24 protein-coding genes are annotated in these 22,546 nt (G+C 60.1%); 15 read left to right on the top strand and 9 right to left on the bottom strand.

The window, feature by feature from the left end:
• Positions 1-113: 113 nt before the first annotated feature.
• A complete protein-coding gene (locus QD357_RS17220; RefSeq protein ID WP_183937663.1) occupies positions 114-1,331 on the bottom strand; it encodes an NAD(P)/FAD-dependent oxidoreductase in 1,218 nt (405 codons plus the stop codon).
• Between the two features lie 147 nt (positions 1,332-1,478).
• Positions 1,479-2,597 (bottom strand): Gfo/Idh/MocA family protein, encoded by a 1,119-nt coding sequence (locus tag QD357_RS17215; RefSeq protein ID WP_414124632.1) that lies wholly within the window; start codon positions 2,595-2,597, stop codon positions 1,479-1,481.
• A 231-nt stretch (positions 2,598-2,828) separates the two neighbouring features.
• On the opposite strand from QD357_RS17215, the gene QD357_RS17210 reads away from it, so the two are divergent.
• The 5 genes from QD357_RS17210 (at position 2,829) to iolB (ending at position 9,635) form a co-directional block, all read left to right on the top strand.
• Positions 2,829-3,704, top strand: a complete 876-nt coding sequence (locus tag QD357_RS17210) for a MurR/RpiR family transcriptional regulator (protein ID WP_183937659.1) — start codon at positions 2,829-2,831, stop codon at positions 3,702-3,704.
• Between the two features lie 188 nt (positions 3,705-3,892).
• Entirely contained in the window at positions 3,893-5,830 is a 1,938-nt protein-coding gene (locus QD357_RS17205; RefSeq protein WP_183937657.1) for a bifunctional 5-dehydro-2-deoxygluconokinase/5-dehydro-2-deoxyphosphogluconate aldolase, read from the top strand.
• An 88-nt stretch (positions 5,831-5,918) separates the two neighbouring features.
• The gene (gene iolD / locus QD357_RS17200; RefSeq protein ID WP_107107547.1) at positions 5,919-7,769 is read left to right on the top strand and encodes a 3D-(3,5/4)-trihydroxycyclohexane-1,2-dione acylhydrolase (decyclizing); all 1,851 of its coding nucleotides are present in this window, start codon (positions 5,919-5,921) and stop codon (positions 7,767-7,769) included.
• Positions 7,770-7,836: 67 nt separating this feature from the next.
• A complete protein-coding gene (iolE, locus tag QD357_RS17195; protein WP_107107546.1) occupies positions 7,837-8,754 on the top strand; it encodes a myo-inosose-2 dehydratase in 918 nt (305 codons plus the stop codon).
• An 83-nt stretch (positions 8,755-8,837) separates the two neighbouring features.
• Complete coding sequence (iolB, locus tag QD357_RS17190; RefSeq protein ID WP_107107545.1) at positions 8,838-9,635, top strand: 5-deoxy-glucuronate isomerase; 798 nt, start codon at positions 8,838-8,840, stop codon at positions 9,633-9,635.
• A gap of 50 nt (positions 9,636-9,685) precedes the next feature.
• Here iolB and QD357_RS17185 read toward each other — a convergent pair whose 3' ends face one another.
• The 3 genes from QD357_RS17185 to QD357_RS17175 all read right to left on the bottom strand — a co-directional run bounded on the left by QD357_RS17185 (position 9,686) and on the right by QD357_RS17175 (position 12,265).
• Positions 9,686-11,053 carry an MATE family efflux transporter gene (locus tag QD357_RS17185; protein ID WP_107107544.1) on the bottom strand — a complete coding sequence of 456 codons (1,368 nt, stop codon included), beginning with the start codon at positions 11,051-11,053 and terminating at the stop codon, positions 9,686-9,688.
• A gap of 67 nt (positions 11,054-11,120) precedes the next feature.
• Positions 11,121-11,558: a glyoxalase superfamily protein gene (locus tag QD357_RS17180; RefSeq protein ID WP_107107543.1), complete on the bottom strand. Its 438-nt coding sequence runs from the start codon at positions 11,556-11,558 to the stop codon at positions 11,121-11,123.
• A 260-nt stretch (positions 11,559-11,818) separates the two neighbouring features.
• On the bottom strand, positions 11,819-12,265 hold the full coding sequence (locus tag QD357_RS17175) for a host attachment protein (protein ID WP_107107542.1): 447 nt from the start codon (positions 12,263-12,265) through the stop codon (positions 11,819-11,821).
• A 229-nt stretch (positions 12,266-12,494) separates the two neighbouring features.
• Between QD357_RS17175 and QD357_RS17170 the strand changes: the two genes are divergently transcribed.
• Positions 12,495-12,887, top strand: coding sequence for a pilus assembly protein PilZ (locus QD357_RS17170; protein ID WP_107107541.1), 393 nt, complete (start codon positions 12,495-12,497; stop codon positions 12,885-12,887).
• A 90-nt stretch (positions 12,888-12,977) separates the two neighbouring features.
• The gene (locus tag QD357_RS17165) at positions 12,978-14,090 is read left to right on the top strand and encodes a pyridoxal phosphate-dependent aminotransferase (RefSeq protein ID WP_107107540.1); all 1,113 of its coding nucleotides are present in this window, start codon (positions 12,978-12,980) and stop codon (positions 14,088-14,090) included.
• Positions 14,091-14,221: 131 nt separating this feature from the next.
• Here QD357_RS17165 and QD357_RS17160 read toward each other — a convergent pair whose 3' ends face one another.
• Positions 14,222-14,485: a sel1 repeat family protein gene (locus tag QD357_RS17160; RefSeq protein ID WP_107107539.1), complete on the bottom strand. Its 264-nt coding sequence runs from the start codon at positions 14,483-14,485 to the stop codon at positions 14,222-14,224.
• Between the two features lie 459 nt (positions 14,486-14,944).
• On the opposite strand from QD357_RS17160, the gene QD357_RS17155 reads away from it, so the two are divergent.
• From QD357_RS17155 to QD357_RS17145, 3 genes are all read left to right on the top strand, one after another.
• Positions 14,945-15,283 (top strand): DUF2147 domain-containing protein, encoded by a 339-nt coding sequence (locus tag QD357_RS17155; protein ID WP_107107538.1) that lies wholly within the window; start codon positions 14,945-14,947, stop codon positions 15,281-15,283.
• A gap of 182 nt (positions 15,284-15,465) precedes the next feature.
• Positions 15,466-15,642, top strand: a complete 177-nt coding sequence (locus QD357_RS17150; RefSeq protein WP_181316024.1) for a hypothetical protein — start codon at positions 15,466-15,468, stop codon at positions 15,640-15,642.
• 119 nt (positions 15,643-15,761) lie between these two features.
• On the top strand, positions 15,762-17,264 hold the full coding sequence (locus QD357_RS17145; protein WP_414124631.1) for an AMP nucleosidase: 1,503 nt from the start codon (positions 15,762-15,764) through the stop codon (positions 17,262-17,264).
• Positions 17,265-17,443: 179 nt separating this feature from the next.
• Here the strand turns inward: QD357_RS17145 and QD357_RS17140 are convergent, their stop codons facing one another.
• On the bottom strand, positions 17,444-18,190 hold the full coding sequence (locus QD357_RS17140; RefSeq protein ID WP_107107536.1) for a helix-turn-helix transcriptional regulator: 747 nt from the start codon (positions 18,188-18,190) through the stop codon (positions 17,444-17,446).
• A gap of 74 nt (positions 18,191-18,264) precedes the next feature.
• Between QD357_RS17140 and QD357_RS17135 the strand changes: the two genes are divergently transcribed.
• Entirely contained in the window at positions 18,265-18,663 is a 399-nt protein-coding gene (locus QD357_RS17135; protein ID WP_107107535.1) for a VOC family protein, read from the top strand.
• A 101-nt stretch (positions 18,664-18,764) separates the two neighbouring features.
• Here the strand turns inward: QD357_RS17135 and QD357_RS17130 are convergent, their stop codons facing one another.
• Positions 18,765-18,974 carry a hypothetical protein gene (locus QD357_RS17130; RefSeq protein ID WP_107107534.1) on the bottom strand — a complete coding sequence of 70 codons (210 nt, stop codon included), beginning with the start codon at positions 18,972-18,974 and terminating at the stop codon, positions 18,765-18,767.
• 156 nt (positions 18,975-19,130) lie between these two features.
• On the opposite strand from QD357_RS17130, the gene QD357_RS17125 reads away from it, so the two are divergent.
• From QD357_RS17125 to QD357_RS17110, 4 genes are read left to right on the top strand one after another with little or no spacing between them, the layout of a single operon-like run.
• A complete protein-coding gene (locus QD357_RS17125) occupies positions 19,131-19,490 on the top strand; it encodes a YciI family protein (RefSeq protein ID WP_107107533.1) in 360 nt (119 codons plus the stop codon).
• A gap of 10 nt (positions 19,491-19,500) precedes the next feature.
• Positions 19,501-19,863 carry a YciI family protein gene (locus tag QD357_RS17120; protein WP_107107532.1) on the top strand — a complete coding sequence of 121 codons (363 nt, stop codon included), beginning with the start codon at positions 19,501-19,503 and terminating at the stop codon, positions 19,861-19,863.
• An 18-nt stretch (positions 19,864-19,881) separates the two neighbouring features.
• The gene (locus tag QD357_RS17115; protein WP_107107531.1) at positions 19,882-20,244 is read left to right on the top strand and encodes a YciI family protein; all 363 of its coding nucleotides are present in this window, start codon (positions 19,882-19,884) and stop codon (positions 20,242-20,244) included.
• Between the two features lie 26 nt (positions 20,245-20,270).
• A complete protein-coding gene (locus QD357_RS17110; RefSeq protein ID WP_414124660.1) occupies positions 20,271-21,512 on the top strand; it encodes an RNA polymerase sigma factor in 1,242 nt (413 codons plus the stop codon).
• Positions 21,513-21,518: 6 nt separating this feature from the next.
• Here QD357_RS17110 and QD357_RS17105 read toward each other — a convergent pair whose 3' ends face one another.
• Complete coding sequence (locus tag QD357_RS17105; protein ID WP_107107530.1) at positions 21,519-22,478, bottom strand: lysylphosphatidylglycerol synthase domain-containing protein; 960 nt, start codon at positions 22,476-22,478, stop codon at positions 21,519-21,521.
• Positions 22,479-22,546: the final 68 nt, after the last annotated feature.

The raw sequence follows: 22,546 nt of genomic DNA, 5'->3' as shown, positions 1-22,546 counted from the left end.
CGGCCAATCATTTATGGACGCAAGCGCTTTTTCGTCTCCATGCACGTTCTCCCTGCATTCGGCGTTATGCGCATCCTGCAGGGGGAACCCGATAGCCGGCGTAGGGTTCCTTCTTAACCCAGCAACTGCTTAAGGTCCGCGGTCGAGTCGGCCAGAACAACCTTTGCCGGGTTGATGCCGGTTTCCAGCAGCTTCTTGCCAGTTACATAGGCCTTTGCGTCGTTGATGGCGTCGACGGCAATGAAGCGGCCCTCTTTGAAATACCAGACCGAAGCCGATCCTTCGCGGGCGCCGGCGCGCAGCAGTGTTTCGTCGTAGCCGAGATTGAAGCCGGCGATCTGCAATTTCACGTCATATTGATCCGACCAGAACCATGGCTTCGGATCATAAGGCTCGTTGCCGCCTGCGATTATTCCCGCTGCCGCTTCTGCCTGGTCGACGGCGTTCTGTACCGATTCGAGACGGATGCGGCCGCCGTTCCAAGGCAGTTCGGCGCAATCGCCCACGGCGAAGATCGAGGGATCGGAGGTGCGGGCAAACGAATCGACGATGATGCCGTTGCCGACTTCCAGCCCCGCTTCCTTGGCCAACCTGTCATTCGGGGCAACGCCGATGCCGACGATCACGAAATCGACGTCTATGGTGGAGCCATCGGACAGCTCGGCGGCGACGACATGGCCGTTCTTGCCTATCAGTTGCTTGAGGCCGGTCTTTTCACGGATGACGACATCATGTTTGCGGTGAATCGCCCGCATGATGTCGGCCGTTTCCTTCGCGGCGACGCGCTGCAGGATTCTGTCGGCCATTTCGATAAGCGTGACTTCAAGGCCGCGATGACGGGCGACCGCCGCTGCTTCGAGGCCGATATAACCGCCACCGATGATGAGAACACGGCGGCCGGCGCGCATTTCGCTGGCGAGCTGATCGGCATCGCGTTTGTCACGGGCGAGATAGACGCCTTCGAGCGCGCCCCCGACGGAGGGCGGCAATTGGCGCGGCGTGGCGCCGGTCGCCAGCGCCAGCGTTTCATAGCCCAGCACCGAACCGTCCTGCATGATCACCTGTTTTACGGCACGGTCGATCTGCTCGACCCAGGTGGACAGGCGAATCTCGACATTGTTGTCGGCATACCAATGCTCAGGGCGGAACAGCAGCCGGTCGAAGGCCATCTCGCCAAGAAGATATTTCTTGGTCAGCGGCGGCCGTTGATAGGGAAGGCTTTCCTCCGCGCCAATAATGGTGATCGGCCTCGAATCTCCAAGCGTCCGCAATTTGGCGGCAAGCGCGAAACCGGCCTGCCCGGCCCCGACAATGACCAATCTGCCCGTCACGATCCTTACTCCATTATATAGTTATAGCGGCTCGTTATCCTGATATAGGGCGACGCTCTCACGGATTTCAGGGGTAACCCCTCCCCTTGCAAGCGTCAATCATAGCTGACCTTGCGCCCGAGATCGGGAGAAAATTAGGGCAGAGCCTCAGGCCGATATCTCGACCCAGCGGCGCTCATGGAACGATTGCGCCATGGCGTGCACCGATTTTTCGATGCGCAAACCGTCCACGAAGCTAACGACGGATGCCTTATCGCCGGAAATGGCGCGGATCAGCTCCCGGCATTCGATGATCTTCAGATCGTTGAAGCCGAGTCCGTGGCCAGGCGCGGGGATGAACCGGTCATAGGGCTGGTGAGCCGGCGCGGCAAGAATCCTGCGGAAGCCCTGCTCGGTTTGCCTGCCATCCGCCTGATAAAGCTCGAATTCGTTCATCCGCTCCTGATCGTAGACGATCGAGCCCTTCGAGCCGAAGATMTGTAGCGCGATACGGCCCTTGCGTCCCCAAGCCGAGCGATTCGCCATCAGCACCGCGGAAATGCCGCCACCGAGCCGCATCAGCACATTGGCCAGATCGTGATTCTCGACCGCGCGCCGCCTGCCGTCCTTCAACGGCCGTTCGGCATAGGGTTTTGTCATATCGGTGATAACGGCTTCGACATGACCGAACAGAAACCAGAGCAGCGACAGCGGATGCACCGCGAAGTCGTCGAGCGCGCCATAACCGCTGGCAAGCTCGCTCTTCCAATAGAAGAGGCCTTCCGGATCGGCCATGAAATCTTCATCCATTTCGACACGGACGTGATTGACCTCGCCGATCGCCCCCTCGCCGATCAGCGCCTTGATGTGCCGCATCACCGGGTTCTGGATATAATTGTAGCCGAGGATGGCGACTTTGCCCGAAGCCTTGGCGGCGCTCAGCATGCGTTCGGCATCGGCATAAGCCGGCGCCATCGGCTTTTCGCACCAGACATGCTTGCCGGCTTCCAGTGCCGCGATCGCCATTTCCGGATGGAATTGATTCGGCGTGGTGACGGAAACAATGTCGACTTCGGGATCGGCGATCAATTCGCGCCAGTCGGCGGTCGCCTTTTCGAAACCGAATTCGTCGCCGCGTGCTTTTGCGAGGTCCGCATTGGCCTCGGCAAGATGCACGAGGCGCGGCCGTTCGACATCGCCGAAGACGGTCTTGACCGCGTTCCACGCCAGCGCATGGCATTTGCCCATATAGCCGGTTCCGATCAATCCGACGCCAAGCGACTTCATATCTATCTCCTCCATCAGCTTCCTCTGAAGCATGCGCAATTTTTGGAATATTTGGACCGTTTTGACAAGCCGGTGCATCAAGTGATTGCGGCATGCCATCAATGAAATGAAATTTATGGAAGTAAATTCATACGCTTAAAAATAATCGTGTCGAATTATTCAAAATCCGTTATCTTGCAAAATATGGAATATTTGTTTCATTGACGGGTAAGACGTCGAGAAGGGCGGGGCATGGACAACGAAATCGAAACGCGAACCAAAGTGCCGCGGGATTTTGAAAGCCTTCGCAGCATCATCATCGAGCGTAAGAATTCCATGCCGAAACGCCTGGCGCAGGTTGCGGCTTTCGCGCTTGGCAATCCGGATGAAATCGCCTTCGGCACCACGGCAAGCATCGCCACAGCCGCCGATGTCCAGCCTTCGACGCTGGTGCGCCTTGCCCATCATCTCGGCTACGGGGGCTTCTCCGACCTGCAGAGCATTTTCCGTGAGAGGCTGCGCGACCGGACGCTGAGCTACGAGGAGCGGCTGATCACGCTCGAACAATCCGGCATCGAGGATGAAGAGGCCGGCATTCTCTCGGGCTTTCTCTCTGCCGCCAGTCAATCGATCAACAAGCTTGCCGCGACCATCGAGACGGATACTTTTGCCAAGGCAGTGGATGTGCTCGCCGCGGCCGAGACGATCTATCTTATCGCCAAGCGCCGTTCCTATCCGTTGACGGCGCACATGACTTACGCCTTTTCCAAGCTKAACATCCGCCATCAGATCGTCGCTTCGCCGAACGGCATCGATGGCGAGCTTGCCCGCTTTGCCACGGAAAGGGATGCAGCGATTGCCGCGAGCTTCTCTCCCTACGCCGCCGACAGCCTCGCCCAGGCGCAGGACCTTGCCGGACGCAACGTGCCGGTCATCGCCATCACCGATTCGGCCTTTTCCCCGCTTACCGGATGCGCCACCCACTGGTTCGAGGTGGCGGAGGCCGATTTTGCCGGTTTCCGCTCGCTGTCGGCATCCATGGCGCTGATCATGGCCTTCCCCGTCGCCATCGCTGAACGGCGGAGGAAAGAAGCGGTTGCAAAATTCCACAAAACCAAAATGGAATAAACATTCCGAATTGACAAAATTACGGAACCAATGTTTCATTACATGCATGAACGCGGCTGCGGGAGATAGCCGCGAAATCGATCAGAGCCCGGGCGAAAACGAAGACGGACGGACCGGCACTTTCAATAACGCGTGACCCTATCGAAAACCAAAGAGTTATGGGGATCATGCCTGGACGGGAGGACATTATGGCACACGACAATCCTGGCGCCCAGCCGGAGGCGACACTCGACGTGATCACCATCGGCCGCTCCTCCGTCGATCTTTATGGACAGCAGATCGGCTCGCGGCTGGAGGATATCGGATCTTTTGCGAAATCCGTCGGCGGCTGCCCCGCCAATATCGCCATCGGCACGGCGCGCCTCGGCTTGAAATCCGGCTTGATCACCCGCGTCGGCGACGAGCAGATGGGCCGTTTCATCCATGAACAGGCGGCACGCGAGGGCGTCGCGACGGCGGGGATCGCCACCGACAAGGAGAGGCTGACGGCTCTGGTATTGCTTGCGGTCGAGGCCGAAGGCGTCTCGCCGATGATCTTCTATCGTTCCGACTGCGCCGACATGGCGCTCGACGAGGGTGACATCGATGAGAACTTCATCAAGTCCTCCCGCGCCGTGCTGGTTTCGGGCACGCATTTCTCCAAGCCGAACACGGAGGCCGCACAGCGCAAGGCGATCCGCATCGCCAAGGCGAATGGCCGCAAGGTGATCTTCGATATCGATTACCGGCCGAATCTCTGGGGCCTCGCCGGCCACGCCGAGGGATTCGAACGTTATGTGAAGTCGGATCGTGTCTCCTCGAAGATGAAAGAGACACTGCCGGATTGCGATCTGATCATCGGTACCGAAGAGGAGATCATGATTGCCTCGGGCGCCGACGATGTGCTCGGCGCATTGAAGGAAATCCGACGCCTTTCCTCGGCAACCATCGTGCTGAAGCGCGGCGCCATGGGCTGCATCGTTTATGACGGCCCGATCTCCGACGACCTCGAAGCCGGCATCGTCGGCCAGGGCTTTCCAATCGAAGTGTTCAACGTGCTTGGCGCCGGCGATGCCTTCATGTCCGGCTTCCTACGCGGCTTCCTGCGCGACGAACCGCTGAAGACCTGCGCCACCTGGGCCAATGCCTGCGGGGCCTTTGCGGTCTCGCGCTTGCTCTGCTCGCCGGAATATCCGACCTGGGCCGAACTCGACTTCTTCTTGAAGACGGGCAGCAAGCACCGGGCGCTGCGCAAGGACGAGGCGATCAACCATATTCATTGGGCGACGACGCGCCGCAGTGACGAGATCCCGTTGCTGATGGCGCTTGCCATCGATCATCGTTCGCAGCTCGTCAGCGTCGCCGACGAACTGGGTATCGGCCACGACAGAATCGTTGCCTTCAAACGGCTTGCGGTCGAGGCGGCGGCGCGCGTTTCTAGTGGGCGCGCGGGCTATGGCATGCTGATCGACGAGCGCTTCGGTCGCGATGCATTCTTCGATGCCGCCACCAAGAACTTCAGCTGGATCGGCCGCCCCGTCGAATTGCCAGGCTCCAAGCCGCTGAAATTCGAATTCAGCCAGGATATCGGCTCACAACTCGTCGAATGGCCGCTCAACCACTGCATCAAATGCCTCTGCTTCTACCATCCCAACGACCCGGCGGAATTGAAGGCGGAGCAGCAGGAGAAGCTGCGCACACTGTTCGAAGCGGCCCGCAAGGTCGGCCGCGAGTTGTTGGTCGAGATCATCGCCGGCAAGAACGGACCGCTGACCGACGATACAATCCCGACGGCGATGGAAGAGCTTTACGCGCTCGGCATCAAGCCGGACTGGTGGAAGCTGGAACCGCAGGAATCGACTGCGGCCTGGAAAAAAATCGATGCTGTGATCGCCAAAAATGATCCATTGTGTAGGGGTATCGTGCTGCTTGGCCTGGAAGCGCCGGCGGAGGAACTGATCCGCAGCTTCGAGGCGACGCTGGCCGCGCCCTCCGTCAAGGGTTTTGCCGTCGGACGGACGATCTTTTCCGATGCGGCGCGCACCTGGATGTCGGGCGGCATGAACGACGAGGAAGCGATCGCCGACATGGCGGGCCGCTTCCGGCAATTGACCCAGGCGTGGCTGAAAACCCGCGGCCTGGAATAGCTGGCGCATCGCTCCGAAAGGCGGATACCGCTTTTCGGGGTCAAGCGATGCGCAAACAATGGACTAAAATGCATTTGGGAGGCGCCCCATGGGCAAGACGATCCGATTGACGATGGCGCAGGCCGTCGCGCATTTCCTCAAAAAGCAGATGACGGTGATCGATGGCCAGAAGCAGCCGATCTTCGGTGGCGTCTGGGCGATCTTCGGCCATGGCAATGTCGCCGGCGTGGGGGAAGCGCTCTATCAGGTGCGCGACGAATTGCCGACCTACCGCGCCCATAACGAGCAGGGCATGGCGCATGCGGCTATTGCTTATGCGAAGACGAGTTTCCGTCAGCGCTTCATGGCCTGCACGACATCGATCGGTCCCGGCGCGCTGAATATGGTGACCGCTGCCGGCGTCGCCCATGTCAACCGCATCCCCGTGCTGTTCCTGCCCGGCGATGTCTTCGCCAACCGCGCGCCCGACCCCGTGCTGCAGCAGATCGAGGATTTTGGCGACGGTACGGTGTCGGCCAACGATGCCTTCCGTCCGGTTTCGCGCTATTTCGATCGCATCACCCGGCCCGAGCAGATCATCACGGCGCTGAAGCGCGCCATGCAGGTTCTGACCGATCCATTCGATTGTGGTCCGGTGACATTGTCGCTTTGCCAGGATGTACAGGCCGAGGCCTTCGACTATCCGGAGAGCTTCTTTGAGGAACGCATCTGGACGCCGCGCCGCCCGCAGCCGGATGCGGACGAGCTGGCAAACGCGATCGCACTGATCCGCAGATCCGAAAAGCCCGTGATCGTCGCCGGCGGCGGCGTACTTTATTCCCAGGCGACGAAGGAGCTTGCTGCTTTCGCGGAAGCACATGCCATTCCCGTCGTCGTGACACAGGCGGGTAAATCGGCGATCGACGAAACGCATCCGCTGGCGCTCGGCTCGGTCGGCGTCACCGGTACTTCGGCTGCAAACGCGATTGCCGAAGAAACCGATCTGGTGATCGCTGTCGGCACCCGCTGCCAGGATTTCACCACCGGTTCCTGGGCGCTGTTCAAGAACGAAAAACTGACCATGGTCGGCCTCAACATTGCGGCCTACGACGCGCTGAAGCACAATGGTCACCCCTTGGTGACAGATGCGCGCGAAGGGCTGAAGGCCCTATCTGCCGGCCTCTCTGGCTGGAAAGCTCCGGCGGCTCTTGTCGAGAAGGCAACACGGGAAAAGAAGATCTGGCTGGAGGCAGCCGCCAAGGCGATGGCGACGACGAATACCGCCCTGCCCTCCGACGCCCAGGTGATCGGCGCCGTCACCCGCACGCTCGGCGGCGAGAAAAGCATTGTGCTCTGCGCGGCCGGCGGCCTGCCGGGCGAGCTGCACAAACTGTGGCCAGCGACCGCACCCGGCAGCTATCATATGGAATACGGCTTCTCCTGCATGGGCTATGAGATCGCCGGCGGCCTTGGTGCCAAGATGGCACGCCCGGACAAGGAAGTCGTCGTCATGGTCGGCGACGGCTCCTACATGATGCTGAATTCGGAGCTGGCGACTTCGGTCATGCTCGGCCTGAAGCTCACGATCGTCCTTCTCGACAACAGAGGCTACGGCTGCATCAACCGGCTGCAGATGGCGACCGGCGGCGCGAACTTCAACAATCTGCTCAAGGATTCGCGTCACGAGATCATGCCGGAGATCGATTTCCGGGCGCATGCCGAGAGCATGGGCGCCGTTGCTGTCAAGGTCGCCTCCATCGCCGAGCTCGAACAGGCGATCGAAGCCTCGAAAAAGAACGACCGCACCTCGGTCATCGTCATCGACACCGATCCGCTGATCACGACAGACGAAGGCGGGCATTGGTGGGACGTCGCCGTTCCCGAGGTCAGCCCGCGCGCCGAGGTCAACCAGGCCCGTGCGGGTTATGAAAAAGCCCGCGCCTCCCAGCGTATCGGCTGATCAATTTCCGTCATCTTTCTGGAGGAGCTGTCCCGCTCCTCCAACACTGCTTTTAAGGAGACTATTGATGAAGGCCAAACTCGGCATGTCGCCCATCGCCTGGTGGAACGACGATCTTCCGGAGCTCAGCGACGACGTATCTCTCGAAGAATGCCTGCGGCAATCCCGCGGCGCGGGCTTTACCGGCATGGAACAGGGCCGGCGCTTCCCCAGCAATCCCGATGAGATGCTGCCCATCCTGCGCGCCGCTGACGTGACGCTTTGCGGCGGCTGGTTCTCGGGTACGCTGGTCAATGAGGAGCTTGCCGCAAACAAGGATCGCATCGCTCCGATGATCGAGCTGTTCAAGGCGGTCAACGCGCCTTGCATCGTCTATGGCGAAGTCGGCCGCTCCATCCAGGGCGATCGCTCCAAGCCGCTCGCCACCAAGCCACGTCTTTCGGACGACGAGATGAAGGCCTATGCCCGCCGCCTCACCGAGTTCGGCGAATGGTGCGCCGAGCAGGGCATGCCGCTCTCCTATCACCATCACATGGCGGCCGTCGTCGAAACCGAGCCGGAACTCGATGCCTTCATGCGCAATTCCGGCGAAGGCATTCCGCTTCTGCTCGATGCCGGCCACCTGGCCTTTGCCGGCGGCGACGTGCTGCGCGCCATCGACAACCACCACGCCCGCATCAACCACGTTCACGTCAAGGATATCCGCAAGTCTATCGTCGATGGACTGGATCGCAGCCGGCAGTCCTTCCTCGACGCGGTGGCGCTCGGCGCGTTCACAGTGCCGGGCGACGGTTCGCTCGATTTCGGCGCCATCGTCCAGCGTTTTGCGGATCACGGCTATGAAGGCTGGTTCGTCGTCGAAGCCGAGCAGGACCCGCGCAAGGCTCCGCCGCAGAAAATGGCCGAGATCGGCCATGCCGAATTGATGCGCATCATGACGGCAGCCGGTTATACGGTGGAAACCGAAGGTTTTCCCAAGGGGTAACGGAAAACAAGCAGCCCTCGTTAACTTCCCCTGTTGGATGGTTGGCGAGGAGCGTTTTCCCAGACAATAGAGGAAGAACACCCATGCCAAATCTCAAGGTCAAACCTGATGGCTCCCATGGTCGTGTCACCCATGTCACGCCCGAAAATGCCGGCTGGACCTATGTCGGCTTCGACCTTTACCGGCTGAAGCCCGGCGAAACGGCTTCGGCTGAGACGGGCGATCGCGAGGTCTGCCTCGTCTGGGTCAGCGGCAAGGCGAGCGCCAAGGCAGGCGCGAAGGATTTCGGTTCGCTCGGCGGTCGCATGAACCCCTTCGAAGGCGCGCCCCACGCGCTTTATATTCCGGCCGGCTCCAACTGGTCCGTCGTCGCCGAGACCGACCTCGAGCTCGCCGTCTGCTCGGCGCCGGGCGGCGGCTCCTATGAGGCTCGCGCCATTCCGCCGGGCACCCACCCGGCGCTGACGCGCGGCAAGGGCACCAATGTCCGCTATGTCAACAACATCATGCCGGAGGATGACGGCGCGGCGCATTCGCTGCTGGTTGTCGAAGTCATCACGCCGGGCGGCCATACCTCGTCCTATCCACCGCACAAGCACGATCAGGACAATTTGCCGAACGAAAGCTTCCTCGAGGAGACCTATTATCACCGCCTCAACCCGCCGCAGGGCTTCGGCTTCCAGCGGGTCTATACCGATGATCGCTCGCTGGATGAGGTCATGGCGCTGGAGGATGGCGATGTGACGCTGGTGCCGAAGGGCTATCATCCTTGCGCCGCCTGCCATGGCTACGACCTCTATTATCTCAACGTCATGGCCGGTCCGAAGCGCGTCTGGAAATTCCACAACGCGCCGGAACATGAGTGGCTTCTCAAGGCATAAACTCCCAAGAGCATGGCAAGGCCGCGCCTCGATGGCGCGGCCTTTCAATTTTATGCCGGTAGCAGACCGTATCGCCACCCGCGGTCCCTGGCATTGCGCGACAACACCAACCAGGCGAGCAGAAGCATTCCCGTTTCGGCAAAGACCGGCACCATCCAGATTCCTGTTTCGCCGAACACGAAGGGCAGCAGGAATGTCAGCGGCAGGGTGAAGAGATAGGGTCGCGCCAGGCCGAAGATCGCGCCGCGCTTCGCATCGCCAATCGACTGGAAATAGGACGACAGCACGATCATCTGCCCGAAGAGGAAATAGGCGCCGACCGTCCAGGGCAATATACGCCCCACCTCCGCAACAATGACGGAATCCCCGACGAAAATACTGCCAAGCCTGCCCGCCAGCATTTCGACAGCCAGTTCCACCACGCTGCAATAGATCAGCGCCGACACCATGGCGATCTGCAGGCTCCGCCCGACGCGGGTGGAGAGCCCGGCGCCGTGATTGTGACCGGATATCGTCTGTAGTGCGATGCTGAGACCGAGGAGCGGCAGATAGGCGAAGGTCATCACCCGGGTGATGATTCCGTAAGCGCCCACCGTCGCGACATAGTCTCCCTGGTGCCAGATCGCTAGGTTGAAAAGGATTGCCGCAGAACTCAGGGATATGCCGATGAAACCGAGGCTCATCGGCGCACCGAAGGCGGCGATCCCTCGCCACTCGGTAACCGGAAAGGATGTTGACGGCCTAAGCGCACCCGGCTGCCGCCAACGGTAGAGCAGAATGACCGCCAGGCAAATAAATTGCGCCGCGATCGAACCGGCGGCGGAGCCGATGACGCCCCAGTGCATCACCGCCATCAGCAGCCAATTGGCGAGGATATTGAGCAGGGTCGAGGCAAGCGTCACCAACGTCATGAAGCCGATCTTGCCTTCGCAACGCAGAGCGTCGATATGCACCGACAACAGGAAACTCACCGGAGCAAAGCCGACCATGATGCCCATGAAGGCGCCGGCATTGGCGGCAACAGCGGCATTGCCAGCCGCCCCTGTTGTGATGACCTGCCGCCCGACCGTCCAATAGAGCGCGTTGACCAGGATCACCACCGCCAGGGCCAGGCCATGGGCGGCGCTGAAAACCTGCCTTGCCCCCGTTCGATCTCCCGCCCCCAGACGGCGTGCCAGGATGCTCGCCATGCCGTTGGAGACCAGCGATTGCAACGCGATCAGCAGCATGAGCGCTGGGAAAATGAGGCTGACCGCCGAGAGTGCATCGGCGCCCACAAAGACGCCGAGGAAATAGGCATCGACGACGGCAAACAGGCCGTTGATGGTTGTGATCATGATGATCGGTGCGGCCGTGCGGGCAAAGACGCCCGGCAACCAGCCGGTCAGGAACATGTTGCTTTCGGAATGATTCGTCATAGCGAAATCCACGCAGCATCGCGCGCCGCCAAAGGACGGCCGCGATCGATTGATGAAAGGATGGTTGTTAGATGTCCAGCACCAGATGCGGCACGCCGTCCGAGGTCTTCCGCGGCGAGACGCCGTTGACGTCGATCTGGGCGTTGATGCGCTGCCGGAAGGCCGAGAAGCTCTCGAAGGTCACGACATCCACCGGAGCGTCGAAATGGATGGTGATTCTGTAAAGCCCGCCGGACTGCTCGGAGAGTGCCAGTACCTTACCGGTGAAGGGCTGGTTCAGATAGCGGCCACGCACCGCTGCCCCGACAGCGACCGGCGCAGTCGGCGCCGCGTTCGGTTTCGCGGCGAGTGCCGATAGCGTGTTCCAGTCGCGCAGCCCATATTGCTTGGCGACCAATTCAAGGGCTGCGCTGTGGGCCATTTCGCCACCGCGCTCGGCCATGGCTTGGCGCAGACGTTTGGCCTGCGCTTTCAATTCATCGATGGACGGATAGATCGTCGTCACGGAGTCAGCCTCTCGGAAGGCATGCGTTTACGACTGCAGATCGGAGCTCGCATTACCGCCAGTCAGCATGCGCCAGATGGCTGTGACCATATTCGCGAGGGCTTCACCATGGATTTTCATCCGCGAGCGGCCGGCGCCTCGAACCGGATTTTCGTATGATCGAAGCGGATGCTGCTGTCAAGATGAGGCATTGCTAGAGAGACGGCGCCGTTCAGGCGCGGTTACCGAGGGACGGCTGTATTTCGTCCCTCGCCATCGTTTCAAGCGGCCAGATGGCGCTCGATCTGATCGATTGGAAAATTCGTCAGGTCCTTGGCGACTTCGGCCACGATAACCGCCTGCGAATGAGCCCCGAGATGAGGCCGCAGGACGCCGAGTGCGCGCGGCGGCGCCACGAGGATGAGGCGGCTGATGCCTTTCTGCTGCACTAGCACATCGAGCTTTGCCGCGACGCTTTTTAGGAATTCGGCCGCCGCCTGCTCATGCCATTCCGTTTCTTCCACCGCACTCCCTGCGAACCCATCGGCCTGATGCGTGCGTCCCGGTTTATCTGCGCCGAGCTCCCGATCGGGTGCATGCGGCTGCTCCATGGTTTCGCACGTTCGCAAATCCGGATGCGGGCCACTATCCGAGCTCTTCAGGATCAGCGCCTTGGCGCCGTCGCAAACGACAACCCATGTTCCTCGGGAAATTCTGATATCGACCATCATCCCTATCCTCACGCTTGATGAGACGGCCTGAAAACCGCCGACAAAAAGGGAACGTCTCATGGCGCGAAGGGTTCAAAAAACGACCCATGGGGCATGCGAGTCCGCCCAACCGGCTGAAAAACTGCCGAATCGTTAAAATTCGATTGGCTCAGTTGACGCTTAGGCAAAATCTCCGTGCAAGGTTGATGCTGTAACCGAGATGAATTCGGTAGCCTCCAACCGGGGAATGACAATGCTTCGCGCTACGCATCTGGCGAAAGTCAAATCCGAAGTCTATGAACGGAAGTGGGAACGGTTCTTCGTTCAGCGCCCAGCCCGTATCATTGCCGTACGCCCATGTCTGACAGGCATCTCAAGCCGTAGTGCGGAGATCATCGACATTTCACAGGGCGGCGCCAGCTTCATCGTCGGTACGACCGTTGGCCTGCCGACGCACTATTATCTGAACATCCTCGGCCTCGCCTATCGCATCGGCTGCGCGGAGATCAACCGCGTAGGCAACCGCGTCAATGTTCGCTTCATCAACCTGATCGAGCCGGAAACATTGAGACGCGTCGTGCGCGCCGATTTCATGATCGGCAATGTCGAAGCGATGGCGGCGCGAGGCAAGCGGCAATAGGCGTCGGCATCAGGCTTTTCCGCCCTTGCAACGGCTCGCCAAGCGCCTATTGTGCTGCGCCTTGCAACAGAGTTCGGAAAACAAGCCAGAATGTCCGCCTTTTCGCGCTTCACCCCGCTGATCAGCGCCCTTCCCTCCACCGTGCCCTTCGTTGGCCCGGAGGCCCTCGAACGCCAGCGCGGCCTGATCGTCCAGGCACGCATCGGCGCCAATGAAAACGGCTTCGGCCCCGCCCCCTCGGTTCTCGAGACCATGCGCGAACAGGCCGGCGAGATCTGGAAGTACAACGATCCGGAAAATTTCGCGCTGAAGGGAGCGCTCGCCGCGCATCTCGGCGTCAAGCCTGCGAATATCGCCATCGGCGAAGGCATCGACAGCCTGCTCGGTCTCATCGTGCGTATGGTCGTCGAGCCGGGAGCGCCCGTCGTCACATCGCTCGGCGGCTATCCGACCTTCAATTTCCATGTGGCCGGCTTCGGCGGCCGGCTGGTCACGGTGCCCTATGTMGACGATCGCGAGGATCTCGATGGGCTGCTCGCGGCGGTGAAGCGCGAAAACGCGCCGCTCGTCTATTTCGCCAACCCCGACAATCCGATGGGAAGCTGGTGTGATGCCGACAGGATCGTCGCTTTCGCCCGCGCCCTGCCGGAAAGCTGCCTGCTCATCCTCGACGAGGCCTATAGCGAAACCGGCCCTGCCGGCTCCCTGCCCGATATTTCCGCACTGATCGATCTGCCGAATGTGCTGCGCACCCGCACCTTCTCCAAGGCTTACGGCCTTGCTGGCGCGCGCGTCGGCTATGCCATCGGCTTGCCGGAGACGGTGCTGGCTTTCGACAAGATCCGCAATCATTTCGGCATGAACCGGCTGGCAACGGCGGCCGCGCTCGCGGCGCTGAAGGACCAAGCCTACCTCGCCGAAGTCGTCGGCAAAATCCATGCCGCACGAGAGCAAATCGGCACGATCGCCCGCAATAACGGGCTTTTGCCGCTTGCCTCCGCCACCAATTTCGTCGCCGTCGATTGCGGCCGCGACGGCGCCTATGCGCGTGCCATCGTCGATGGGTTGATCCAGCACCGCGTCTTCATCCGCATGCCGGGCGTTGCGCCGCTCAATCGCTGCATTCGCATCAGCGTCGGCCCCGAGCGCGATCTCAACCTTCTAGCCGAAGCACTGCCGAAGGTGTTGAAGGCAATCGGCTGACCTAAAAAACGAAAAACCGCGCCGGCCTTGTTTCCGGCCGGTCGCGGTTTTTCTGATAGTGGCAGCGCGCCTCTCCGCCCGCTGCCGGGTCCCCTCTTTCGAGGCAATATTCGTATTCTTGGTGACGCGCTTCAGTGCGTGGTCATCCACTCGCGGGCGGCGCGAAGTGCCGAGGCGAGTTCCATCTTGGTCAGCGTGGCTGCGACGTCGGCGCGGAGCTCGGCGGCGCGGTCGCTGCCCTTGATGGCGGCGATGTTCAACCATTTATGGGCAGCAACGAGGTCTGCTTTGCACCCTCTGCCGGTCGCATAGATTATGCCCAGCTCGCAAAGGGCTTCAGCGCTGTTGCCACCCATCATGGCCATTTCGGATGTCGGTATTTCGAAGCGTGCCATCGGTTCAATCCCTGTTTCAGTCTATTCGTTATCGACCCTGTTTTTCCTTCCGGACCTTGCCGTCTATCGCGGCTTGATGATCCTTCCGGTCGGCGGGTTTGCCCCGCTCGTTTGATGGCTTCACTATCGCAGACGGCTTTCAAAAAACGGCTAAAATGCATGCTTAATTCGATGCAAACAAAGTACAAATGCTTGGTAAACTTGGGATTTTGTTAAACATCGCTTCCCTTGCAAATTAAGGACTTTTGAGCCAGTTTTACGCCTCGTTAAGGTTTGGATCTAAACCCTTCGTTCACCACGAAAACAGCCGCTGAAACAAGGCTCGTTATTTTTCGATGCGATCGGAAGGGCCAACCGGCAGGAAAATCGTGCCGGAAAGTCTATTTGCCTTTACGTCCGTATTGGATAACTTCGCCACGTCCGGGCTGTGGGGCCGAAGGACATTCGGGAGGAAAGACCATGATCCGCGCCACCATTCTCGCCGCAGCACTGCTTTTCAGCGCAGGCGTGGCCCTGGCCGACGAGCCGATCGTCGGCAATTGGAAGACCACGGAGGGTGACACCGCCGCCATCACGCCTTGCGCCGACAGCTACTGCGTAACGCTGAAGACCGGCAAATACGCCGGCCGCCAGATCGGCAAGATGCAGGGCAAGGACGGAGCTTACACGGGCGAACTTACGGATCCCGAGGACAACAAGACCTATAGCGGCTCCGGCACCGTCAGCGGTAAAACCGTGAAGATGCAGGGTTGCGTGCTCAAGATCTTCTGCAAGTCGCAAACCTGGACGAAGCTTTAAAAGATACTTCGCCGAGCGAATGCGGGGCCGATCAATACGTGCTTCGCTTGGGAAAGACCTTCGGCTCAAGGTTCATAAGCCGCTAATATTTCTGAACACTGGATGAACCAGTGTCTCAGCACCTGTTCAGCATGACCATGGCAAAACAGTGTCCAGGATAGGGCACGGGTAGGGCCAGGACAATGAACACGATCATCATGGCGCGGCGTTTCGGCATCATCATGCTGTTTGCCGCCATCTTTGCGATCACCTTTTCGGTAGCGGTTGAGCATACCGGCCGCAGCGGTGCGCAATCGCATTTCGGCGCAAGCTTCACTTGCCTGCAGACGGGCAGCCCCTATTGCACGACGGTGCAATAGGGCCGACTTCGCCGCTTTCGAGAAATGAACCGCGAAACGCTATAAAAATAGCTGCGAAAATCGGATAGCGCGCCTTGTAACGTCGTTTGCTTGTTAAAGACGGCACTCTATAATGGCGCATGAGCAACCGAATCTCTCCTTTTTCACCCCTCGACATTTCTTCACCCAGTCCGTTTCAGCCGCGGAGTTTCGACGATCCTGCCAAGGCAGTCGAAGCTTTGACCGAGCTTTACGAGCGTAACACGACGTTCCTGATCGACAGCTTCACGAAGCTCGCCAAGGGTGCGCCGATCGCGGCGCGTTACCGCGCCTTCTACCCACAGGTCAGCATCGAAACGACAAGCTTCGGCCATGTCGATTCGCGTCTTTCCTACGGCCACGTCACGGCGCCGGGCGTCTACACGACCACCATCACCCGCCCGCAACTCTTCCGGCATTATCTGAAAGAACAACTGTCGCTGTTGATGCGCAGCCATAATGTACCGGTCGTCGTATCGGAATCGACGACGCCGATCCCGCTGCATTTCGCCTTCGGCGAAGGCGCACATGTGGAGGCTTCGGCCGCCGCTTTTGACGATATTCCGCTGCGCGATCTCTTCGATACGCCGGACCTGAACACGACCGACGACGAGATCGCCAATGGCGAATATATCCCGCCGCCAGGCGAGCCCTCACCACTGGCGCCGTTTACCGCACAGCGTATCGACTATTCGCTCGCCCGCCTCGCCCACTACACTGCGACCAGCGCGACGCATTTCCAGAACTTCGTGCTCTTTACGAACTATCAGTTCTATATCGACGAATTCTGCCACTGGGCGCGTGACCTGATGGCCAAGGGCGGCGATGGCTATACCGCCTTCGTCGAGCCGGGCAATATTATCACGCCGGCCGGTTCCAGTCAGCCGGAGGGGAACACGGCCCCGCCACGGCTGCCGCAAATGCCGGCCTACCATCTGAAAAAGAAGGGCCACGCCGGCATCACCATGATCAATATCGGCGTCGGCCCGTCCAACGCCAAGACGATCACCGACCACGTCGCCGTGCTCCGCCCGCATGCCTGGCTGATGCTCGGCCACTGCGCCGGTCTGCGCAACAGCCAGCGGCTCGGCGACTACGTGCTGGCCCATGCCTACATGCGTGAGGATCACGTTCTCGATGACGACTTGCCGGTATGGGTGCCGATCCCGGCGCTCGCCGAAGTGCAGGTGGCGCTGGAAGCAGCCGTTGCCGAAATCACCGGCTATGAGGGCTTCGAGCTGAAACGCATCATGCGCACAGGTACGGTCGGCACGATCGACAATCGCAACTGGGAACTGCGCKATCAAGCAGGGCCGGTCAAGCGCCTGTCGCAGGCCCGCGCCGTGGCGCTGGACATGGAGTCAGCGACGATTGCCGCCAACGGCTTCCGTTTCCGCGTTCCCTACGGCACGCTGCTCTGCGTCTCCGATAAGCCGCTGCACGGCGAACTGAAGCTGCCGGGCATGGCGACCGCCTTCTACCGGACGCAAGTGAACCAGCATCTGCAGATCGGTATCCGCGCCATCCAGAAGCTGGCCGCGATGCCGCCGGAAACGCTGCATTCACGCAAGCTGCGCAGTTTCTTCGAAACCGCATTCCAGTAGGAGTAAGTGGCGTTTCGCCCCAGCTCCGAACTGAAATGTGGGATTCAAGCAGGCATTGATGCTGGATCAATTTATAAGAGTGTTGTTTCCGGCGGCTTATCTCGCCGGAAACACTTTCGTGAAGCATTCCGCACATCCAGTGTCGCAGAATGTCTGTTTGCAGCATCGCTAAGCCGTCGTTAGCGACTCAAGCCATTTGCTTTTGCATTCATGATTGCTTGATCGCGGGTCTGGAGCAGCTCGAATTGTTCCGCTCTCCATTGCTGCCATTTGCGGCGGAGCTCGCCGGGGCGCAGGCCGATGGTTTCATCGCACAGAATTGCCCTGGTCATCCTGTCGCAGCGGAAGTGCCTGAAATCCTGCCGTAATTCGCACCAAGCCACCAGCATGCGATGGCTCTCCGCGTAGCCGAGGATGACTGGCCACACGATGCGCTCTGTTATCTCGCCGTTCTCCGCCTGATAGCTCAGCGCCAATTTACGTCTCTGACGGATCGCTTCCCGGATGTCGGCAACGTCAATGATTTCCGTTGGCGGGCGCACGCCTGGTTTCACGCCAATGCTCGGCTCGTCAATAAACGGCCGCAAGTTTTCAGGAACGGCGGCCGCAATTTTGACGATGACATCACGGGCGGCGTTGGCAATGAGAGTATCGGAATGGCCGGCGACCCATTGCGCGCCCAGTATCACAGCCTCGATTTCATCAGGCGTCAACATAAGCGGCGGCATATCGTAGGCGGAATCCAGCAAATAGCCGAAGCCTGCTTCACCCGAAATCGGCACCCTCTGGCCTATGAGATCGCCAATGTCGCGGTAAACGGTGCGTTTCGAGACCTCAAGTTCTTGCGCAATGTCAGCAGCAGTCACCGGCCGGGTACTCCGACGCAGGATTTGAATGATCTGAAACAGGCGATCGGCTCGACGCATATACTGACTCCTGCTGCCATAATGGTGGCAACAGGGCTGTGCGACAAGCTCCATCGTGTGAAAAGGAGCCCACAATGAAATTTGCATCGACACGCATCATCACCGCGGACATCAAGCAACTGGCCGCCTTCTACGAGATGGTCGCAAACGTGAAAGCGCAGTGGCTAGCGCCGGTCTTTGCCGAAATAGTCTTGCCCGGCGCCGTATTAGCGATTGGTTCAGCGGAAACGGTTGCGCTCTGGAAGGAAGGCAGCGCCGAACCTTGCACCAATCGCAGTCTCGTTCTGGAGTTTCAGGTCGACGATATCGACGCCGAATATGCTCGTCTCAAAGACAAGGTGCCCCTCGTGCATGAACTCAAGACAATGCCTTGGGGCAACACAACGTTTCAGTTTCGGGACCCCGATGGAAATGCCGTTTCGCTCTATATGCCGAGTACTGATGAAGCAAAGAAGCGATTTGCCGCCAGATAGAGTGACCACCGCGATTGCGAAAAGTCGGAGTTTCGTAACAGGACGTATTCCGCACTTCAGCTAGCGCGGCCGTTTCGCCCATTATTTTTTGGCCTCCGGCATCAAACGCCCTGATCGGCGGCAGCGACCTGCGGCCGATCGATCGTCGAAGCGGCGACCCAATTGAGGCAGAGGATCAGAACCGCAAAAGCAGCAAAGCCGATTGCGGTCCGAAGAACGACCTTGCCGAGATCCGGCGTCTCCATCAGATCCTTCTCCGATAACGTCTTCCTAGCCCAGTAATTCACCAATGCTGTTTCCAAGGTGTGCATGTCCGTCTCTCCTTTGGTGATGACGGAACCTTGTCGAGCGGCCCCACCCTTTTTCGACAGCGAGGAAATTTTTTGTCATGGTGCCGGTCGGGATGTCGATTTCCGTGCGGACCGCTCGTCTATTGCTGTCAGCAAACGGAAAGAGGAGGCGCTGCGATGAAATATCTTTGCCAGGTCTGGTTCGACGGCACGAAGCTCGATGTCATGACCGAGGAGGACAAGCACAGGCTCGATTCGGATTCGCTCGGCTATGACCGCGATCTGATGGCGAGCGGCCACATGATCCATGCCGAAGCGCTGCAATCGCCAAGCTCGGCGGTGACGGTGCGGGTCCGCAACGGCGAGACGTCGGTGACTGACGGTCCCTTCATCGAGACCAAGGAATATCTTGGCGGCTTCATCCTGATCGAAGCGAAAGACCTGAATGATGCGATCCGTGTCGCCGCGGGCATCCCGCTCGCCAAGCTTGGCAGTATCGAGGTGCGGCCGATCTATTCCTTCGGCCCCGACATTTGAGGAGGCGACTATGAAGTTCCTTTGCCAGGTCTGGTTTGATACCGCCGAGATCAGCACGCTTTCCGAAGAGGAAGGACGAAAGCTGACACAGGACTCGGTCGACAATGACAACCGGCTGCGCGAGAGCGGCCACCTTATTGTTGCCAATGCCTTGCGTGAGCCGGAGACTGCCAGGACGGTGCGAATGCGCAAGGGTGAGACCGGTGTCACAGACGGCCCCTTTGCCGAAATGAAAGAGCATCTTGGCGGCTTCGTACTGATCGAGGCGAAGGATATGGACGAGGCGATAAGCATCGCCGCAACCTTCCCTGTCGCCCGGTATGGCATGATCGAGGTCCGCCCGGCCTATGACATCCGGTTTCCAGACGAATAGGCATAGGAGGATGGCGAGATGCGTTTCTTATGCTTGATCTACACCTCCGCGGACGTCGACGGCACGCTGACCTCTACCGAGGTCGATGGCTTGATCACCGAGCACTTCGCCTATGACGAGAGCCTGCGGCAGAACGGCGAGCTGATCCTTGCAGATGCTCTGGCGACACCCGACAACGCAATCGTCATCCGCCCGCGCGGATCGGCACTTTCCACAACGGATGGCCCCTTCGTCGAAACGAAGGAGCATCTGGCTGGCTTCTATCTCATCGAGGCTGCCGATATGGCCGATGCAACGGAGATTGCCCGGCGCATCCCCTCCGGCCGCCATGGCGCCATCGAAATCCGTCCGATCCGGATACTGACCCTTCCCGGCACCTGACAGGAGAGCAAGAGACCGCCGTGTCGCTGAACGAAACCATCGACGATATCTACCGCAGCCAATCACGCCGCGTGTTTGCGACGCTGATCCGTCTGCTCGGCGATTTCGACCGGGCGGAGGAGGCCCTTCACGATGCCTTCGCGGCAGCGGCGCAGCAATGGACGGAAGAGACCCTGCCGGCCAACCCCTATGCCTGGCTGGTTTCGACAGGCCGCTTTCGGGCGATCGACCACATCCGGCGGCGAGCGCGCTTCGATGCCTCGGAGGCCGACATCGCCGACAGCCTGTATCCGGAGGGCGAGATGATCGAGATCGCCGAAGGCGAAGAGATCGAAGACGATATGCTGCGGCTGATCTTCACCTGCTGCCATCCGATCATCCCGGCGGAGGCGCAGACGGCGATGGCGCTGCGCGAGGTCTGCGGTTTGACGACGGAAGAGATCGCCCATGCGTTCCTCATTTCCGCGCCGACCGTCGCCCAGCGTATCGTTCGCGCCAAGAATCGCATTCGGACCGCCCAAATTCCCTATGAAGTTCCGGCAAAGACGGAGTTGCCGGAGCGACTGGCGCAGGTGCTGCATGTCATCTATCTGGTCTTTAACGAAGGCTATTCCGCATCATCCGGCACAACGATCGTCCGCGCCGATCTTGCCGCCGAAGCCATCCGTCTTGGCCGCTTGCTGCTGAAGCTCCTGCCCGATCCGGAGGTTGCCGGATTGCTGGCGATGATGCTCCTGCAGGATTCGCGGCGGCTCGCGCGCGCCAGCGCTTCCGGCGACCTCATCTTGCTTGCCGATCAGGACCGTGGGCTCTGGGACATCAGGGGAATTCGCGAGGGGCTGGCCTTCGCGACCKAGGCGATGGCGGGCGAAAGCGTCGGCAGCTATGCGCTGCAGGCGGCGATTGCCGCCGAGCACGTACGCGCACCAACGGCGGACCGGACGGATTGGCGGCGGATCGTGATGCTTTATGATCTGCTGCTGGTGGCGCATCCCTCGCCGGTGGTCGAACTCAATCGGGCAGTCGCGGTTTCGATGTGCGATGGACCGGCGGCTGCGCTCGAGATCGTCAATGGCCTGCTGAGCGAAGACCGCTTGGCCCGATATCATCTGGCCTACGCCGCAAAGGCCGATTTCCTGCGCCAGCTCAACCGCAAAGACGAAGCACGACAGTCCTACGAGACGGCGCTTTCACTATGTCACCAGGCGCCCGAGCAGGCGTTCCTGCGCAAGCGGCTGGCGGAGCTTGCCGACAAGACCGGGCGATAAGCCTAGTCAATTGTGCTTCCTTGAGATCAGCAGGGCGAGTGCCGTTCCTGTCAGAGCAGAAACGACGATCAGCAGGTGCGCGCTGATGCTGGCCTGCGCCAGATTATCAAGCGCGTCTTTTAATCCCGGAGCGCCGAAAGCGATGGCACCAGCGGTGATCCCAGCCGGATAGGTTCCGACCCCTCCGGGCGCGTGTACCGGCAACACCGAAGAAAGCTCGCCGCCGACCGCGCCACCGAAGCTTGCCGACAGCGGCGTGACATTCATCAGGCGAAGCGCCCAGGCGAGCACCAAAACCTTCACCAGCCAATTGACCACCGTCGTCAGCCAGGCGCGGGCAAAAGCGCTGGCATTGGCCGGCATTCCGCGTTCCAGCTCATGCACCAGCCCCTGCGCTTTCTTCGGCAATGCCTTGCCAGCAAATTTGAGCAGCGGGCGGCGCAGGATAAAGGCGGCGACCGGTAAGAGCAGGAAAGCAAACCACAGAACCCAAGCAAGAGCACCATAGGGCGAGGCCAGTGCGAGGCCGACACCCGCCGCGGCGAGCAACGCGTGCAGGTCGAGCAGCCGCATGACAAACAGCGCCGAGGTGCCTCGTGCCAGGGGAATGCCGAATTCGGAGCGCATCAGCACCGGAAAGCTGGTCTCGCCGGTGCGGAAGGGCATCATGATGTTGAGCAGATTGTGGACCTGCGTCACGCGAAAGAGCGCGGTGAAATGGCCGCCGGTCTCCTTCGGGAAATAGTCGTAGATGCGCCAGGTGCGAAGGAAGTAGGTGCTCGTTAGCAGCGCCAATGCCAGCAGAATGGGTGGGACGCCGACTTTACCCCATTGCGCCAGGATCGAACCCCAGCCCCAGAACCATTCGATGAAGGCTGCATAGGCGAGGACGACGGCTAATGTCAGCAGCGTCATGCGGTTGCGAATAAACCAGTTCTGTCGGCTGGCAACCATCGGAGTCTTCATGTAGTTAAGGCACCCAATGCGAGCGGAGGCTGACGCCGGACATGTCGCTCGTTCCGTCCGGCCGGTTC

This window comes from Rhizobium sp. BR 317, from assembly GCF_047445835.1.
Taxonomy (GTDB): domain Bacteria; phylum Pseudomonadota; class Alphaproteobacteria; order Rhizobiales; family Rhizobiaceae; genus Rhizobium; species Rhizobium paranaense.
Note: the sequence above shows the minus strand (reverse complement) of the source record. Positions and strands in the feature narration are given on the sequence as shown.